The organism is Echinicola shivajiensis (genome assembly GCF_018642165.1).
GTDB lineage: Bacteria > Bacteroidota > Bacteroidia > Cytophagales > Cyclobacteriaceae > Echinicola > Echinicola shivajiensis.
Genome location: NZ_JAHHZM010000005.1, coordinates 425,286 through 442,767, shown reverse-complemented (window position 1 = coordinate 442,767; position 17,482 = coordinate 425,286). Strand labels below are relative to the sequence as shown.

The window sequence follows — 17,482 nt, the reverse complement described above, 5'->3', positions numbered from 1 at the left end:
TCCATTGTAAAGTTTCTATTGACGTGCCTACCGAAGTAGGCAACTCTTCTTTTCCTTACCGACCTTGGTCGTATCTTATTATCGTCTTACAATACTTCAATGAACTTGTCCGACGGCGCTTTCGCCGACTTTGTGAAACCGGGCCGCCAATGGCCGGATCCCCTGTGTTTTTTTACCCCTGCCTGCTTTCAGGCCGGACGCTTTCCCTTTCGGGTCTGCAAAGCTCCGAAAAAGAACTTTATTTTACAAACCGTTTCCAGAATTAATTTTTCCAGAACTTTATCCCGAAAAAATACCTTCTAACAACGCTTTCAATTTCAGCTTCCCCCGTTTGGGTCTGCAAAGGTGAGGAATTTATTTTGTTTTTCAACACACTTTTTTAAAATGTTTTTGAAAGTTTTTTCAACCTTTTTAATTGGCCGGATATACTTCCCTTCCCTCTTTTGGGTCTGCAAATTTAATGGCTTTTTCATTCTTAAAAAACATTTATTTTAAAATATTTCTTAAGCCCTGTAAACCAAAAACTTGCATAGCTAAACACCTCAAAACACCCCGGTAAACCGGCCCTGTCCGTCCAACAGGATGACAAAGGTAAGAAAGGTTTTCTCTGTGGCAAGGGCCTGCTTCAAAATAAAACGGACTTATTAGCTAAAGTATTGAAAAGCAAGCATAAAAAATTAGACAAAAAAATAAGCCCCGAATCCGGGGCTTAGAAAGGATTATAATTTCCTTAATTTGATATTTCTCCACGCAACTTTAATTCCACCACCGTCGTGGATCTGCAAACAAATCCCTCCTTCTCCTTCTCCAATCTTAGCATCAGAGAAATCAACCATTTCAGTTCCGTTCAACCAGCTAATAACTCTATCTCCTTCAACACGGATCTTCATCTTATTCCACTCACCAAATTTCAAGGCTTTGTCCTTTTCTGGATCCGGCTTGATTAACCAACCTCTACCATATGATTCATAGATTCCACCAGTAGCATGACCCGGAGGTGCCACCTCTACTTGCCATCCTTGAACTTTAGTTCCATCTACTGAAGAGCGGATAAAAACACCACTATTACCATCTGCCCCCTGCTTGAATTCCAATTCCAATTCAAAATCTTTGAAATCTTCGTTGGTACCCAAATAGCCGTAACCTTTGTCAGGACCACTTTCACAAATTAAAAGGCCATCTTCTACATACCATTTCTCAGTACCATAAACAGTCCATCCTGACAAATCTTTGCCATTAAATAATTTGATTTTCTTGGCAACCACACCTGCAGCTGTCAATGCTACGATAACCGGGATAATTAATAAATAACGCTGAATTCTTTTCATTTTTATAGTTTTCTAATTTTAATGTTTTTATACCAAGTTTTAGCACCGTGATCTTGCAATCCTATATAACCAGACTTTGCCTCTCCATAATCAGGATAATCTTTCCATTTTCCTTCTGACTTTCTTTTCTTCCAATCATCAGACCAAGGGTCGAAAGAAACTGTTTTCTTTCCATTCAAGAAATATTCAGCTTTATCTTCAGTAAAGACAATTCTAGTCGTATTCCATTCACCGGCAGGTTTAACCGCTCCTTCAAAATCCGGTGTATACATACCATAATCAGCTCCGATGGATTGCCACATCTCTAATTTTTGAGGAAATCCAATTTGGTCAATTACCTGATATTCGGGAGCTGTATAATAAGGAGCATCATGCTTTTCCTCATCAACAATATGATAGAAGATACCACTGTTACCGCCTTCTGCAATTTTCCACTCTAGCTTCAACTCAAACTCGCCGAATTCTTCAGCGCCATAAACCACATCACCACCAATATCCCCTCCCTTTCCAAGGGCTACGAATAATTCATCTTCAATAATCCAACCAGAAGGAAGGTCTGCGGCAGCATAACCTCTCCAACCATCTGCACTTTTTCCATCAAACAATAATTGCCACCCTTCAGATTTTTCCTCCGAAGTAAGTGAATTTACGGCAGCCACTTCCTCTGCTGCTTCTACTTCCACAACTTCCGCTTCAGTTGAAGCTTCTTTACCACCACCACATGCAGACAAAATAGCTGCTAATGCAAAAATACTTAGTGTTTTCTTTTTCATATATATTGTGTTTAAACCAATTTCATATTTACTGGATCCCATTTAATAAATTTATCTTCAAAAAAGCTATCATTACAAAGCAAAGCCGGAGCTGCTGCCCTGAAACCAAACACAGGATCCTCTACTACTGTGCCACCATTTCTGATTGCTCCAAAGAAATTAGAAAAATGATCATAATGCGCTCCTTTATACCCCTTTTCTGCTTTATAAACCATTTCTCTTGGGGGAACAATCTCAGCTCTTTTCTCTTCAACACCACCATTAAGCTTTGCCTGTGCTGCCAAAAAAGGATCATCTCCCAAATCATTGCTATTGAGCTTCACTACAACTTCCTCCCATTTCACATCCATAGAACCTTTAGTTCCAACAATTCTCAGGTAGGTCGTGCCACTGGTTCCATCCTTGAAATTACACCTTAGCGAAAGGTTGAAACCTGGATGTTGCTCAGATTCAGGATAATCAAATGTTCCCAATAAAACGTCAGGTACCTCACGTCCATCTTTCCAATACCTTAATCCTCCCATAGAAGAAATCTTAGTAGGACCTAAAGAATTGGTAATATAGTGCAAACTTGAAAACAAGTGAACAAATAAGTCCCCCGACATACCTGTACCATAATCCCTATAATTTCTCCATCTAAAGAACCTCAACGGATCCCAATCCCTTTTTTGGGTATTCGAAACAAATTTACCCCAGTCAACAGTGGATTCATCTCCATCTTCAGGCACATTATATTGCCAAGCTCCTGCAGCTGAGTTTCGCGCCCAAAAACCTTCTGCATAAATCAAATCTCCAATTGCACCAGCGGCTAACAATTCTCGTGCCTTTTCATTACCCAAAGAAGAGAGCCCTTGGCTACCAACCATGAAAACTTTACCTGAGTTTTTCCAAGCATCAATTACCTCATGACCTTCCTCAACAGAATGAACCATAGGTTTTTCACAGTATACGTGTTTCCCTGCCTTCAGGGCATCCACACTTATCTGCTTATGCCAGTGATCTGGTGTCCCAATGATCACCGCATCCACATCTCTTCTTTTTAAAATATCCTTATAATCCATGGTGGTGAATAAATGATCACCCCATTTCTTTTTAGCACCATCTAACCTACCTTGATAAAGGTCACAAACAGCCACCATTTTTATATTAGGAGTTTGAAGAGCTGTATTCATATCTTCAGTCCCCATCCCCCCTGCTCCAATCAAAGCAACATTAATTGTCTTACCCGCAAAATCCTCACTCGCCCTCTTTATAACATCAAACTTTTTATTCTCCTCTGCAAAAACCATGGGAGCCACAGCAGCAGAAGCCCCTGCCAAACCCAGCTTTTTCAGAAAAAACCTTCTATTATTCTTCATGAAACATATTATTTAAAATCTTGGGACATAAATATAATATTTTCACATATATAATTTAAGTTAAACTATTTTTTTTAAAAATATATCTTTCAAATGGTTGTATTTGGTGATGACCGTATTTGTTTTTTTAAAGAATTGAATGGAATTTAACCGGGAAATAATACCCATTTACAATTATTCAGATAAGAATTAAAAGTTATTTCAATAATTAAGATCAACAAAACACCCATTGAATAGATGAAATGTGTAGGATTAACCTAAAAAACTTTCTTATCACAAACGTTGCCTTAGCAAAAATTAAAAATGACAATCAATCAAGTTTGAGGATCACTTATATTAAGTATAAGCTAAAAAATAAACTTTCTACTATTTAAGAAAGAATTTACTTGCTTGGTAAAATTGCATGTTTCAAGTCAGCAATCATAGCCGCTATGTCCTCCAATGATGTTGGTTTGGACTTATCCTTAGGACTGGGAAAATCAGTACTTATAAAAGCCTTTGCCTCCCATACTTCTTTGACATCTTCTCCTGGTATTTCATAGGGCTTATACAGTTCATTATCGGAAACCAAAAACAGCTTGCCATTTTCTTCCAAATAATTAAACACTCTTTTATACACTACCCCTTCGGTATCCGTAACCATTATATAGGTATTTCCACTCTTAATATCTGTAAGCTGCTCCACATAAGCTCCGATGACCACAGTGCCAGATGGCAAAGGAAGCATACTGTCACCTTTGATTTCAAAAGCCCGATAAGTAATATTCTTGCTCAAATTAGGCAAGTGGAATTGTGGCAATTGTTGCATATACTCTGGATCTGCATATCCATTTAAATAACCCGCAGATGCTTTCTGGGGTACCATGGTGATATTTTCATTCTCCTCTTGGTCCAGCGAAACCGTCAAAATTTTGATTTCTTTTTTCTGGGTAGCCCTTCTGCCCTTCTCCTCAATATCATGATACAATAATTCATCCAAGGAAACAGAAAAAATATCACCAATTAGCTTTAAGGTAGAAAGCTTAGGCTCTGACCGGCCATCCTCATATGCAGATATCATTGTTCTTTTAACCCCCAACTGATCGGAAAGGTTTTCCTGGGTCATCTGTTTTGACTTCCGGAGATATTTTAAGTTTTTCCCTAAGACCATTACCAACTATTTATGCGCTGTAAAGATAAAAATTATGATCGTCCCTCCAGTTATTTTTAAAGGAAAAGCGGTTTAGATCCATTCTGGATCTTTCCATCATATCTATCCTTTCTCTGATTTCCTGAATCACATCTCCAACAGCCCGGTTACCGCTAACCAGCAAGTACCCATATTTTGGATGCACTTCATCATCCACATAAAATTTCACCTGATGATTACCTGAAGCCAGTTGCTTGCTTACGATCCTGATTTTTGCTGAAGTTGTCATATCCTATTACTTTAATTTACTTTCACTAAAGTAGAAAAAGTTTATTTTATAAACAATATTAAGTTCTTATTAAAAACCTTTTCACGACACTAAATGTCGTGAATTCAATTATTTTTCTTAACCATACCATCAAAGTGCTTTTTACCGTTTTTACTTAAGTCATCCTCCCTACCTTATTTAGCCGAAAATCAGTCTATTCTTCCATTAATCTAAAATTCCATCATAAACCCAACACTATTAGGTCGATATCAGTTGATATAATATAAACCAAAGAACCTAATGAGCCTATCTAAAACCATTTTTACGATTTCATTTTTAGCAATTGTCATTACTTCACAGGCGCAAATAAGCCTGAAGGGAAGGATTGTTGATAAAAACACCGAAGAACCCTTACTATTTGCCCAAGTTGCTCTATTTGAGTCAGGGACAGACAAAAGCATTATTCACACCCAATCTGACGAAAATGGAAATTTCCAACTAGCAACAGAAAAGGGAAATTATGATGTTAAAATTTTTCTCATTGGTTTTGAAGATAAAGTTCTCGGAGGAATCAGTCTTCAGTCAAATACGGATTTGGGAAAAATTTCACTTGTTTCAGAAAACCAGCAATTAGATGAGGTAGTTGTAAAATCAAATTCCATCCCCATGCGCACAGATGTAGAAGGAATTGTCATCACTCCTGATAATAATCTTGCCAATATCGGGGGAACATTATTGGACCTATTACGAAATACACCTTCAGTCAGCGTATCTGAAGATGGTTCTATATCTCTAAGAGGAAGTTCCTCAACCAACGTATTGATTAATGGCAGGAACTCCTCTCTCACCAAAAATCTTGATCAAATTCCGGCAAGTGCTATTGACCAGGTAAAAATCATTAATAATCCCAATGCAAGATATGACGCAGAGGCCGAGGGTGGAGTGATCAATATTATTCTTAAAAAAGGAGAAAATATGGGTACACATGGGGGTGCTGAAATCACTTATGGAACTAGAAACCGCTTTAACACGGGTGCAAGAATCAACCATACAACTGCCAAATTCAATGTTTATGGAGGCTATAATTACAGGGATTGGAAAGGTGTAGGAAATAGAACAGTTTTCAGGGAAATCTATGAGGACAATGAATTGCTCAATCAAAATACCCAGTCCACAAATAAGCGAATAAACCACAACCTAAATTATGGGGCGGATTATTATTTTGGAAACAATGTAATAAGCTACCAAGGGGTGTATTTTATAGGAGACGATTATGATAACAGAACGCTTTACTCCCAATTGACCGATAAGCCAACTGGTGATATTATTCTGGAATATGTCAGAAAAAACATCGAATCAGAAGCTGATGATGGCTATGACAATGCACTGATCTACGAAAGGACCTTTGATGATAAAAACAGGGAGTTCAAGGTTAGTGCCAACAATTCCTATCAAAACCAGTACAAAATCCAAAATATTGATATCTACAGGGATGCTTCTGAACCTCTACCTGAAGACCTAAATGGCAGGCAAAAAGCGCTGACGGATGAAAAAAGATATACAACTGTAGTTCAAGCTGATTATGTCCACCCTGTTAATGATAAGGTAAAATTAGAAATGGGTCTGAAATCAACCTTTAGGAAGTTTGATAATGACTACAGGTTCTTTGAGTTTTCGGAAAGTGAAAATGACTTTGTAGAAAACCCTGATGTCAGCAATCATTTCCTTTACAAGGATAGAATACAAGCAGCCTACTTTATCTACTCCAAAACTTCCGACAAATTTGATTATACCCTTGGCACCCGAGCTGAACATACACATGTGGAAGGATTATTATATAATACCAATGAACTTAATAAACAGGATTACCTGAACCTGTTCCCTAGTATTCAAACGCTATATAAACTGAATGAAAAAAACTCCTTTAAATTCACCTATAGTAGAAGGATAGACAGACCCACAGCCTGGAGATTAAATCCTTTTCCTGATATTACTGATTCTCTCAGTGTCAGAAGAGGTAATCCAGATCTTGAACCAGAAATGATTGATTCATTTGAAATTGGACATATGGCCAACTTCGAGAACTCCAGCTTAACCACCAATATGTTTTATAGACATACCAATGGAGTACTGGATTATATCACCGTTATTGAAGATGGGATATCCTATATGCAACCTGAGAACCTTAATTCAAGTGATGCTTATGGGCTTGAATTTATTGGAATTGCAGATATTACAGAATGGTGGAATGTCAATGGTAGCGTGTCAGCATATTATAGCAAAGTAGACGGCTCCAATATTGGAGAAGAATTTGTCAGCGATGGTTTTATGCTGGTATCCAAAATCACAACCAGCTTTAAATTACCTTATGGACTGAACTTACAATTAGTAGGTGACTATGAATCACCTGAGGTAGAAGCACAAGGAAGGGATTTTGCGCGCTATAGCGTAGACGCTACCCTGCTAAAAAATTTCTTTGAAGAAAAAGGTAGTCTATCCCTTAGTGTCAGAGATGTTTTCAATACTTCCAACTTTGGTGGTTATAACCAATCAAATGACTTCTATCAAGAATTCAGAAACAATTGGGAAAGCAGGATTGTATTGATCAGCGCCAGGTATAATTTTTAAAAGTAAAAGCCGGTCAAAAATGACCGGATTTTTAAATTTTACTTTCCAAATTTCCCTTTCAGCATAGCTAGCTTGGCAGCCAAATCTCCCTCTGGCTCTTTTTCTCGCTCTCTTCTCCTCTCTCTGTTTCCTCCACCAGTTTTACCTTTTCCGCGTTCAGCAAAAGGATCTGACTTCATGCTCAAACCAATACGCTTCCTGTTCAGGTCAATTTCAACCACGGTAACCTCTACCTTTTGGTTTACAGTAACCACTTCATTTGGGTCAGAAACATAACGATCAGCCAAATGGCTCAAATGCACCAATCCATCCTGGTGAACTCCAACATCCACGAAAGCACCAAAATTGGTGATATTGGTGATGATACCCGGAAGTTTCATTCCAACTTTAAGGTCTTTCATCTCATTCACCCCTTCTTGGAAACTAAACACCTCAAAAGTTTCCCTTGGATCCCTTCCTGGCTTGGCCAATTCATCAATGATATCCTGGAGTGTTGGCAAACCAACGGTATCAGTTACATAGTTCTTTAGGTTTACCTTTGAACGCAAGTCACCGTTATTGATCAAGTCGCTAAGATTTGCTCCAATATCGGCAGCCATTTTACTTACCAACTCATATCGTTCTGGGTGAACAGCACTTCTATCCAATGGATTTTCTGCATTTCTGATTCTCAAGAAACCAGCTGCTTGCTCATAAGCCTTATCTCCCAACCTAGGTACCTTTTTGATTTCCTCACGGCTTTTGAAAGGACCATTTTCATTTCTGTAATTAACTATGTTTTGAGCCAAAGATGGGCCTAGACCAGACACATAGGTCAACAACTGCTTGGATGCAGTATTAACCTCCACACCTACACCGTTTACACAGCTCATCACTGTATCATCAAGAGAATTCTTTAAAGCATTTTGATCTACATCATGCTGGTATTGACCGACACCAATAGACTTAGGGTCAATTTTTACCAATTCAGCCAATGGATCCATTAGTCTTCTTCCAATAGAAACTGCACCTCTTACTGTTAGGTCATGGTCAGGGAATTCCTCTCTGGCCACCTCTGAAGCAGAGTAGATTGAAGCGCCACTTTCATTTACCATTACCACCAATACACTATTTGGAAGTCCTAAAGACTTGATGAATTGCTCAGTTTCTCTACCGGCCGTACCATTCCCAATGGCAATAGCCTGAACCTGATGCTTTTCAACCAAGTGCTTCACCAAAGCTCCGGATTCAGCTACTTTTCTTTGTGGCTCATGTGGGAAAATGGCATCATAATGCAATAACTGTCCTTGAGGTCCAAGACACACCAATTTACATCCAGTTCTGAAACCCGGGTCAATAGCCATCACCGACTTTTCTCCCAAAGGAGCACCAAGCAATAATTGACGAAGGTTTTCTGTAAATACTTTGATGGCCTCTTCATCTGCTTTTTTCTTGGTAAACAAACGAACCTCTGTTTCCATGGAAGGTTTCATCAAACGCTTATAACAGTCTTTGATAGCCAACTTCACTTGCTCTGAACTGGTATTGTTGGCCGTTACCACCATTCTCTCCATCAAAGCCAGCGCGTCCAATTCTTCAGGTGAAGAATCCAACATCAAGAATAATTCCTTTTCCCCCCTTCTCATGGCCAAAACCCTATGAGAAGGAGCTGTTTTGATTGGCTCTGCCCAATCAAAATAATCCTTATACTTGATGGCTTCGTTTTCTTTTCCTGGGATCACCTTGGAAACAAATTGCCCTTCATTAATGAACAAATCACGCATTTTCTTCCTTAACTCAGCATTTTCGTTCACCCATTCTGCTATGATATCTCGAGCACCCTGTAAGGCTTCCTCCACATTGGCTACCTCTTTTTCTTCATCTATGTAGGCACTGGCCTCTCCTTCCAGATCAATTGACTCTTGTTCGAAAACCTTAGTTGCCAATGGCTCCAATCCCTTTTCCTTGGCAATGGTTGCCTTGGTTCTTCTCTTTGGTTTATAAGGCAGGTAAAGATCTTCCAATACAGACATGGTTTCTGCTGCATTGATCTTTTCCTCCAGCTCAGGGGTCAGTTTTTCCTGTTCCTTGATGGATTTTAGGATGGCCTCTCTCCTTTTATCTAAGTCACGAAGCTGCTGTACACGATCCCTAATGGCTGCTACCTGCACCTCATCCAAGGAACCGGTTACTTCCTTCCGGTATCTGGAAATAAATGGTACCGTAGCCCCCTCATCCAACAATTCAATGGTATCAGACACTTGCTTGTGTTTGATATTAAGCTCTTCGGCTATCTTTAGATAATGATTGATATTCATATATAATTAGATAAATAAATGTCTTGCTTAAGGCCTGCAATTTAAAGTTTATCGTACAGTTTTCTGAAAGGAAATTGTTTTTATTGTGATGCTTGTCACTAAGGGATTGTAAATCAAAATATAACTTTACCTGTAAATCAAGAAAAGAGGGGGTTCTGCTTTTTGAAACTTTGAATTTCTAAAAGCTTACCTTTGCTTCTACAGGGTATTATTACTACAATCGAGTATTTATGAATTGGAAAAAAGAATTAAAAAGCTGGGCCATCATTTTAGGGATATTTGGATTTCTCTATTTGATGGATTGGCATACTCCGGTAATGGGGAAAATTCAATCTGTTGTATTGGCCACCGGCTTGTTTACTCCCAATGTGGACAAGGAAGAAAAGTTGTTGGAGGATTTCAACTATTTGGCACAATTCAAAGACCTCAATGGTAATCCGGTTAACATGGAATCTTATCGGGGTAAAACTATATTTATCAACCTTTGGGCCACTTGGTGTCCCCCCTGTAGGGCAGAAATGCCTCATATTGCCTCATTACAAGAAAAATTAAAAGAGGAAGAGAATATTGCCTTTTTAATGGTTAACCTAGACCAAGATATTGATAAAGCCAAAAAATACATAGAGGACAAAGCCTTCACTTTCCCTGTGGTACATGCTAGTTACGGACTTAATAGCTCCTTTAAACATGAGTCAATACCAACTACTATGGTCATCAGTCCCGAGGGCAAAATGGTTTTCCGACAAGAAGGTATGAGTAATTTTGACAGTGAAGAATTTAGGAACTTTCTTTTGAGTCTATAGGCAAACCCTAATCTAAACTCATCACATAATCATATATCATTTTGGAAGCCTCGGCCATGGCATCAACTCCCTTGTCCGGGTTTTCCATATTTTTTGACAGTAACACCAGGACATACTTTCTACCATCAGGTAACTGAACGATACCCGAATCATGTCTAACCCCTGTTATAGATCCTGTCTTATGGGCTACAATCACTTCTTTAGGTAATTTGGCGGGAATGAGCTCTTTAAAATGCTGGTCTTTAAGCACCGCTATCATTTCCTTACTGGCATCTTGACTCACAGCCTCTCCTTTTGCAATAGCTTCCATGATCAACATTAGATCATAAGCGGTGGTAGTATTGCTCATCCCCAACTCATAGGCTTTCAAATCCTCCACTCCCCTTAGGACCTGAATATCCATGGCTCCCAGATCTCGCATACTTTGATTAACCTTTTTCGCATCTAGATGATCAATCAAAATATTGGTAGCCAAATTGCTGCTTTTGGTAATCATATCATAATTAAGTTCCCTGTAGGTGGTTTTTTGGCCAATTTCCCCATAAAGTCCCTCTTGACTGTCAACTGAAATATCCATGCTAAAGGGACTCCCATCCACAATACTTTTAAACTCATTGATCACCATCACTGAGTCATCCAAACTTATTGATCCCTTTTCAACCTGCTTATAAAGCTCAATCATTACCGGAGTTTTCATCGTACTAGCCGCATGAAAATTCTCTTTTTCATTGATATAAAGACTGATGGAGTCATTACCAACCATTTTAAAAGCTACTGCAAAATCCCCTTGAACAGTATTCAAGGTATCTTGAACACTCCTTTTTAAGACTTTCAAACCCTCAATACCATTCTTTTCTTTTTTAGGGTCACCACAAGAAATAACGGTCATTATTAAGATGAGAATAAAAGGGATTTGATTTTTCATATTCTTGGTATTTTGAGGAGGTAATGCCAACAAATTATTGGCTCAGTGATTAATTTCTAATGTTAATATTTTGTATGAATATAGTATAGGATCTTTTCCATTTCTTTTTTGAGTTCATTGGAACTGATCAGATAATTATTGTGCATAAAACTAAAGTAAAGGGTCTTTCCACTTTTGGTCAGCAGATAACCGCTTAAGCAATGTACTCCACTCAAGGTTCCTGTTTTAGCGTATACGTATGGATGTTCATCATCAGACTTGTACCAAGATTTTATCGTCCCAGACTCACCTCCTGACGGAAAATAGGCATATATTTTATCCTCTGGAACCTCCGCCCTGATCTTTTCCAAAAGCTTGATAATGCTTCTAGGAGTAAACTTGTTATGACTGGAAAGTCCCGAACCATCTACCCATTGTGGCTCATCTGGCAGATCCATCAAATATTCCTTTTTCACATAATCAATGGCGGCTTCCATGTCCAACGAATCAAAAAGTTCATCAGCAACCAAAACCATCAACTGTTCTGCAAGGAAATTATCACTGATCTTTAGCATTTGTTTATAAAGTGAATCGGCTGCAATCCCCTTTAATTTTTCGTGGGGGAGGTCTTTAAAAGGAGCATAATCTATCAGGTTAATATCCCTATTTAGTTGATCTCCCAACATTTCTGCAGTTAATTCAGCAGAGGTCACAAAGGGCTTATCAGTTTCAAATTCCGACGAGGCATTTTTCAGGTAATAACTGAACTCATTCCTGTTCTTATCTCTGATAATGCTATAATCCCTCGCAGGTAAGCCTTTGTTCTCTATTATATGCTGCCTAAAAAAGCTAGGTGTATAAGCCATTTCCTTTTCTTCAGTGGCTTTCATAAAACGGATAATATTCCCATATATGGGCATGGCAGACCGTTCAGGGCCATAGTAGTAGTTGTACCAATTCCAAGACCATCCAGAACCATAAGCAGTTACCTCATCAAAGTTATTGGCCATAAACAGTTGTTTATCAGTTTTTCCCAACAGGTCTACTACTGAACTATCCTCGAAATCAGGATGAAATAAAGAAGGATCTCCAGTCCCCCAGAAAACCAAAGAGTCACCACTAATCAAGTAATCTAAACTATTTACATGCTCTCCCAAAACCTTATAAGCAGCATAGAAAGTAAACATTTTGGTATTTGATGCAGGCGTAAAGTACTTGTCTTCATTCAAAGCGAAAAGCACCTTATCCTTTACAGGATCATATAGCATAAATCCAGTAAATCCCTGATCAAAGACTTCCGAATCCCTGACAGATTTTCTAACCTGTTGAACTGTACAGGAAGCGCAAAAAATAATAGCTGCAAATATTAATTTCCTCATAGAACTAAAATATAGGATAAATAAAAAATCTCCCGCATTAAACGGGAGATTTAAGTTGATTTTAGCTTTAATTAATTAGCATCCCAGAAAATTCTGTCCAACAGGCTTACATCTGGCACATTATTTCCATTTCTACTCTTTTCACTATCTGGATAAGCCAATCTTCTGATAAACTGCCCACTCAAATCAGTGTTGAGGTTTTCTGGCACTGTCATATCCTGATAGGCATAATCAAATCTCCTTGCATCATTCCATGTTTCGGGATGAAGGAATAAGGCTACATATTTTTCCTTGAAAATATCTGCCAAGGTGAATGCCCCTACGCCCATACTAACACTTGGATCAGCCATATAAGCATCCATTTCAGCCTGAGGCACACTAAGCATGGTCATATGTGCAGTAATTCCATCCAAATAGGCCTGATAAGACCTACCCTTATCTGTATCAAAAGCAGCTTCCGCCTCAATAAACTTTTGCTCAGCAAAGGTTCCTATCAGTAAAGGAGAAGTGATCATGGTATAATATTGGTCTTCTACCAAGGTAGACCTTGCTCCCTGCTCAGGTGCATTCCCCCTACCTGCTCCATTTACTGTGCCTATGAATTCACCATCTTTGGTTGTTCCTACCATCAACTTTAACCTTGGATCAACCGTAGGATAGGAAGTCCCATCCAAGGCTTGAATAAACTGCTCTGAAATCCATCCACCCAAAAACAAGTTGGCATTATCTATAGCCACATCAGCCCAAGGGTTAAAACTCTGTTCAAAGAAGAATACCTGTGCATTATCATCATTTGACTGGAAAGCATTATCAACCGCTGATAATACTTCGCTCGCATTATAGCCTGCTCCACCTTTCATATGAATCATATACCTTGCTTTTAACATATAAGCAAAGGCCATCCATTTATCGATATCTCCATTGTAGATAAAATCATCTGCTCCAATGGAAATGGTGGTTTCTCCCTGTAGGTTTTGAATTCCCTGATCCAGGTAACCTAAAACCTGACCATACAGCATCTCATCATTGTCGTAAACTGGTGTTACAGTCTCAAAATTAAAACTTTCTGAAAAGGGAATATCTCCGAAAATATCAACAGCCATGCCTAAATTCAAGGCCATCAAAATTTGCGAAGCCCCTAAGTAATGTCTTGCATTTGACTCCTCTGCCTTTCCTATCATCACATATAAATCCGTCATCACATTATATAGATCAAACCAAGTACCACTATAGCTTACAGGCTCCATAGTATCTGATGCACTAGCCGGATTGGGAGATGCCAAATATTGTACATAATTGGAAGTAATATCTCCAACAGCAAACACATTCAATGCTGATTGATAGGTCACATTTGTCATCAGCCCTGATATGGGAGCATCCTGTGGATTATTTGGATTTTCATTTACATCCAAATAAGACTCGCATGAGCTGGCAAGAAATACTAAAACAGCTCCAAGTATAGATTTTAATTTATAGCTCAATTTCATAGTTCCTGTCATTTCTTAGAATCCTAAATTCAATGTAAAATAAAAGCTTTGAACACCTGGATAACCTAAACCGGTGAAACCAATAGCGTTACCACCTGCTCCAGCAGAAAATGACTCTGGGTCAAAACCATCCCAAGGAGTATAAAGAATGATATTGTTAGCTGCTATGGAAGCTCTAATCGAAGACAAAGGGGTACTTTCCAATAGCCTTGGATTCACATTATAGCCCAAAGTGACATTTCGTAGTTTGATAAAACTGGCATCCTGTACGAAATTTTCACTTATAGTCCTATAAGTATTCCTCCAATAACCAGCCCCATAGTCCCTTCCATCAGGTCCAACACCCTGTCCCAACCATACTTCTTGGGTATTGGGCGATCCATCAGAAAGCACTCCATCAAAAACAATGATATCATTTCTAGCCTCGGTATAGTCATTCTTACCAAAAGCCGACAAGAAATTATCAAACTGATTGTACTGCTCCACATCTGCCCTAAAGTCAATCAGGAAGCTTAAATCGAAGTTTTTGTAATTAAATTCGTTGCGAAGCCCTCCTATCCATTTTGGAACTGCATTTCCCAGTATAAGTTGATTGGCATTCCTGGCAGGAAAACCATTATCAGCAATAATCATGGGCAGGCCTGTTTGGGCAAATTGACTTTCCTCATCAGCTCCAAACCTCTGGTAACTAGTCCCATAAATATTACCATATGCCTCACCCTCAATCAATTTCATGGTTACGGTACTTCCGCCATACCCAAACTGACTTCCTACAATAATCTCATCAATCCCCTCTCTAATGCCTTTTACCTCATTATTATTCATTGCCGCGTTGAGAGATGCACGCCATGTAAAGTTTTCTGATCTTATGATGTCAGCACCTACCACAAATTCGACTCCAGAGTTTTGGATCTCGCCAGCATTGGTGATATAAGAACTAAAGCCAGTTGCATCGGAAATTGGAACCGGTATAATCTGATCCTTTGCATTGGATTTATAGTAGGTCACATCCAAATCTATCCTACCATCTATAAAGGCCAATTGCGCACCAAACTCTATCGATGAAGTTAACTCTGGCTTCAGTAATGGATCTCCAAATGTGCTATTTCGGCTAAACCCAACCTGGCCATCCAATGGGAAAACGCTAGGTGACACAAATGTTGCTCCTAAGATATGTGGATTGGTGTCTTTACCCACCTCAGCCCAAGATGCACGGATTTTACCAAAGGTTAACCATTCGGGCAATGACATGGTTTCACTGAACACATAACTCAAGTTGACAGATGGATAGAAAAAGGAGTTATTATCCTTGGGCAAAGTGGAAGAAATATCATTTCTGCCTGTCAAGTTCAGGAATAAAAAGTTTTTATAATCAACCGTTAAATCTCCATAGAAACCGACAAGCCTTCTAATACTACTTGATTGACTGGCAAAAACCTGTGAGGTATTGTTAACATTATAAAATCCTGGAATGACAAAACCTGTACCACTCAAGGCCACCCTATCAAACTTCCTTTCAAAAACATCATTTCCCAGTCTCATAATAACATTCCAATCTGCACTAAATTGTCTTTTCAAGGTCACATAGAAGTTGGAAGTAAGGTCCCTGCTGTTGATCCTGGTTTCTTCCATAAATCCCAACGAACTCAAGGGGAGTTCACCATCAATCCCCATGGGACCTGGTGTTATTTCTGTTCTACTATCACTATAAAAGTCCGTTCCCAACCTATAGGAGAAACTCAGCCATTCCAATGGACTATAGTTAAGGTTGATATTACCTATTACCCTATTTACGTTATCTTCATAGGTAGCAAAACGTGCATCATAGATCGGATTGGTATTTCCATAGGTTTTCATGGTTCCATCTGGATTGATATAATCCCTGACATCCTGGGTCTCTGCCCAGTACATCATCCTCTCCATAAACCGGTCATGAGGAACCCTGTCTCCTCCTGAATTGGTATAGTTAATGGAACCTCCAAAATTAAATTTCTCACTGGCAGTCACTGTACCGGAAAGTTTTGCAGTAGTTCTTTCCCAACCACTGAATGGTATAATACCATCCTGATCCAATCGGCCAAATGAACCATAAAAAGTGGCTTTTTCACTACCTCCAGAAATACTTAAACTATTATCAATCTGTACTCCAGTATCAAAAGCCCTATTCCAGTTATCCTGATATTTATGACCAGGCACGGTTTGCGCAACCTCCGCTATTGGAGCTCCCCAAGCAGGCCAAAAACTTGTCGGATCGTACTCTCCACTAAATCCTTGACCATAAAGATCTTGGAGTTTAGGCAATCTGTTGAGCTCCTCGAAGCCTACAGAACTGTTGATATTAACCTTGACCTCTCCTGCCTTACCCCTTTTGGTACGTATGATTACCGCACCATTGGCAGCTCTAACGCCATAAAGAGCTGTGGCTGCTGCACCCTTAAGCACAGACATGGACTCAATATCATTGGGGTTAATATCAGAGGCCCTATTGGTCATTCCTCTTGGGGCCCCAGTAGCCTCCACTGTTGAATTATCTATTGGAACTCCATCCACTACAAATAGGGGCTGATTATCCGCATTTGGATCTAAAGAGTTGACACCCCGGATTACAATCCTGGCACTTTGTCCTGGCGCCCCTCCTGAACTGGTAATCTGAACACCTGCCACTTGGCCTTGAAGAGAGTTTACTAAATTAGGCTGTCTAGTTTTAGTAATTTCATCTGCGTCCACCACTTGGGCAGCATAACCTAAGCTTTTGGCACTTTGGTCAATATCAAATGCCGTTACTACCACCTCACCCAATTCGGAAACATCCTCCACCATGGATACATCTATGGTGGACCTATTATTGATCTCAATTGTTTGAGTTTCAAAGCCTAAATAGGAAAAGACCAAGGTCCCCTGAGCACTTGGAATATCCATTGAATACATTCCATCTAAGTCCGTCACTGAACCAATTGTAGTCCCCTGTAATAGCACACTCACTCCTGGCAAAGGAGTGGCGCCATCAGCTGTAGTTACTTTACCACTGATCGTAGTATCCTGTGCAAAAGCCTGTAGCACCAAGAAGAAAACGAAAACCGTAAGTAACAATTTCGTAAACACTTTTTTCATTTGAATTACGTTTGTAG

The 17,482-nt window shown here is 39.2% G+C and carries 14 protein-coding genes; 3 read left to right on the top strand and 11 right to left on the bottom strand.

Features of this window, described 5'->3' with window-relative positions; all coding sequences use genetic code 11:
- Positions 1 to 266 (top strand): hypothetical protein (locus KMW37_RS11920; protein WP_215224844.1); only part of this gene is annotated, 266 nt, incomplete at its 5' end.
- A gap of 51 nt (positions 267 to 317) precedes the next feature.
- On the opposite strand, the gene KMW37_RS11915 is transcribed toward KMW37_RS11920, so the two are convergent.
- From KMW37_RS11915 to KMW37_RS11890, 6 genes are all read right to left on the bottom strand, one after another.
- Positions 318 to 473, bottom strand: coding sequence for a hypothetical protein (locus KMW37_RS11915; protein ID WP_215224843.1), 156 nt, complete (start codon positions 471 to 473; stop codon positions 318 to 320).
- A 246-nt stretch (positions 474 to 719) separates the two neighbouring features.
- On the bottom strand, positions 720 to 1,328 hold the full coding sequence (locus KMW37_RS11910; protein WP_215224842.1) for a 3-keto-disaccharide hydrolase: 609 nt from the start codon (positions 1,326 to 1,328) through the stop codon (positions 720 to 722).
- 2 nt (positions 1,329 to 1,330) lie between these two features.
- Positions 1,331 to 2,101 carry a 3-keto-disaccharide hydrolase gene (locus KMW37_RS11905; protein WP_215224841.1) on the bottom strand — a complete coding sequence of 257 codons (771 nt, stop codon included), beginning with the start codon at positions 2,099 to 2,101 and terminating at the stop codon, positions 1,331 to 1,333.
- An 11-nt stretch (positions 2,102 to 2,112) separates the two neighbouring features.
- Entirely contained in the window at positions 2,113 to 3,459 is a 1,347-nt protein-coding gene (locus KMW37_RS11900) for a Gfo/Idh/MocA family protein (protein ID WP_215224840.1), read from the bottom strand.
- Between the two features lie 382 nt (positions 3,460 to 3,841).
- Complete coding sequence (locus tag KMW37_RS11895) at positions 3,842 to 4,609, bottom strand: XRE family transcriptional regulator (protein ID WP_215224839.1); 768 nt, start codon at positions 4,607 to 4,609, stop codon at positions 3,842 to 3,844.
- Between the two features lie 10 nt (positions 4,610 to 4,619).
- Positions 4,620 to 4,877 carry a hypothetical protein gene (locus tag KMW37_RS11890; protein ID WP_215224838.1) on the bottom strand — a complete coding sequence of 86 codons (258 nt, stop codon included), beginning with the start codon at positions 4,875 to 4,877 and terminating at the stop codon, positions 4,620 to 4,622.
- Between the two features lie 279 nt (positions 4,878 to 5,156).
- Between KMW37_RS11890 and KMW37_RS11885 the strand changes: the two genes are divergently transcribed.
- Positions 5,157 to 7,484 (top strand): TonB-dependent receptor family protein, encoded by a 2,328-nt coding sequence (locus KMW37_RS11885; protein WP_215224837.1) that lies wholly within the window; start codon positions 5,157 to 5,159, stop codon positions 7,482 to 7,484.
- 38 nt (positions 7,485 to 7,522) lie between these two features.
- On the opposite strand, the gene KMW37_RS11880 is transcribed toward KMW37_RS11885, so the two are convergent.
- On the bottom strand, positions 7,523 to 9,781 hold the full coding sequence (locus KMW37_RS11880; RefSeq protein WP_215224836.1) for a Tex family protein: 2,259 nt from the start codon (positions 9,779 to 9,781) through the stop codon (positions 7,523 to 7,525).
- A 230-nt stretch (positions 9,782 to 10,011) separates the two neighbouring features.
- Here KMW37_RS11880 and KMW37_RS11875 point away from each other — a divergent pair, with 230 nt between their 5' ends.
- A complete protein-coding gene (locus tag KMW37_RS11875; protein WP_215224835.1) occupies positions 10,012 to 10,584 on the top strand; it encodes a TlpA family protein disulfide reductase in 573 nt (190 codons plus the stop codon).
- Positions 10,585 to 10,591: 7 nt separating this feature from the next.
- Here the strand turns inward: KMW37_RS11875 and KMW37_RS11870 are convergent, their stop codons facing one another.
- From KMW37_RS11870 to KMW37_RS11855, 4 genes are all read right to left on the bottom strand, one after another.
- Complete coding sequence (locus KMW37_RS11870; RefSeq protein WP_215224834.1) at positions 10,592 to 11,509, bottom strand: serine hydrolase; 918 nt, start codon at positions 11,507 to 11,509, stop codon at positions 10,592 to 10,594.
- Positions 11,510 to 11,571: 62 nt separating this feature from the next.
- Complete coding sequence (locus tag KMW37_RS11865; RefSeq protein WP_215224833.1) at positions 11,572 to 12,867, bottom strand: D-alanyl-D-alanine carboxypeptidase; 1,296 nt, start codon at positions 12,865 to 12,867, stop codon at positions 11,572 to 11,574.
- Positions 12,868 to 12,938: 71 nt separating this feature from the next.
- On the bottom strand, positions 12,939 to 14,354 hold the full coding sequence (locus KMW37_RS11860) for a SusD/RagB family nutrient-binding outer membrane lipoprotein (RefSeq protein WP_215224832.1): 1,416 nt from the start codon (positions 14,352 to 14,354) through the stop codon (positions 12,939 to 12,941).
- A gap of 15 nt (positions 14,355 to 14,369) precedes the next feature.
- Positions 14,370 to 17,465 carry a SusC/RagA family TonB-linked outer membrane protein gene (locus KMW37_RS11855; RefSeq protein ID WP_215224831.1) on the bottom strand — a complete coding sequence of 1,032 codons (3,096 nt, stop codon included), beginning with the start codon at positions 17,463 to 17,465 and terminating at the stop codon, positions 14,370 to 14,372.
- Positions 17,466 to 17,482 lie beyond the last annotated feature (17 nt).

Bases quoted from the DNA above. Each gene is read 5' to 3' on its own strand.
- KMW37_RS11915 (WP_215224843.1), bottom strand. From the start codon at position 473: ATGAAAAAGCCATTAAATTTGCAGACCCAAAAGAGGGAAGGGAAGTAT.
- KMW37_RS11900 (WP_215224840.1), bottom strand. From the start codon at position 3,459: ATGAAGAATAATAGAAGGTTTTTTCTGAAAAAGCTGGGTTTGGCAGGG.
- KMW37_RS11890 (WP_215224838.1), bottom strand. From the start codon at position 4,877: ATGACAACTTCAGCAAAAATCAGGATCGTAAGCAAGCAACTGGCTTCA.
- KMW37_RS11860 (WP_215224832.1), bottom strand. From the start codon at position 14,354: ATGAAATTGAGCTATAAATTAAAATCTATACTTGGAGCTGTTTTAGTA.
- KMW37_RS11910 (WP_215224842.1), bottom strand. From the start codon at position 1,328: ATGAAAAGAATTCAGCGTTATTTATTAATTATCCCGGTTATCGTAGCA.
- KMW37_RS11905 (WP_215224841.1), bottom strand. From the start codon at position 2,101: ATGAAAAAGAAAACACTAAGTATTTTTGCATTAGCAGCTATTTTGTCT.
- KMW37_RS11870 (WP_215224834.1), bottom strand. From the start codon at position 11,509: ATGAAAAATCAAATCCCTTTTATTCTCATCTTAATAATGACCGTTATT.
- KMW37_RS11880 (WP_215224836.1), bottom strand. From the start codon at position 9,781: ATGAATATCAATCATTATCTAAAGATAGCCGAAGAGCTTAATATCAAA.
- KMW37_RS11885 (WP_215224837.1), top strand. From the start codon at position 5,157: ATGAGCCTATCTAAAACCATTTTTACGATTTCATTTTTAGCAATTGTC.
- KMW37_RS11865 (WP_215224833.1), bottom strand. From the start codon at position 12,867: ATGAGGAAATTAATATTTGCAGCTATTATTTTTTGCGCTTCCTGTACA.
- KMW37_RS11895 (WP_215224839.1), bottom strand. From the start codon at position 4,609: ATGGTCTTAGGGAAAAACTTAAAATATCTCCGGAAGTCAAAACAGATG.
- KMW37_RS11875 (WP_215224835.1), top strand. From the start codon at position 10,012: ATGAATTGGAAAAAAGAATTAAAAAGCTGGGCCATCATTTTAGGGATA.
- KMW37_RS11855 (WP_215224831.1), bottom strand. From the start codon at position 17,465: ATGAAAAAAGTGTTTACGAAATTGTTACTTACGGTTTTCGTTTTCTTC.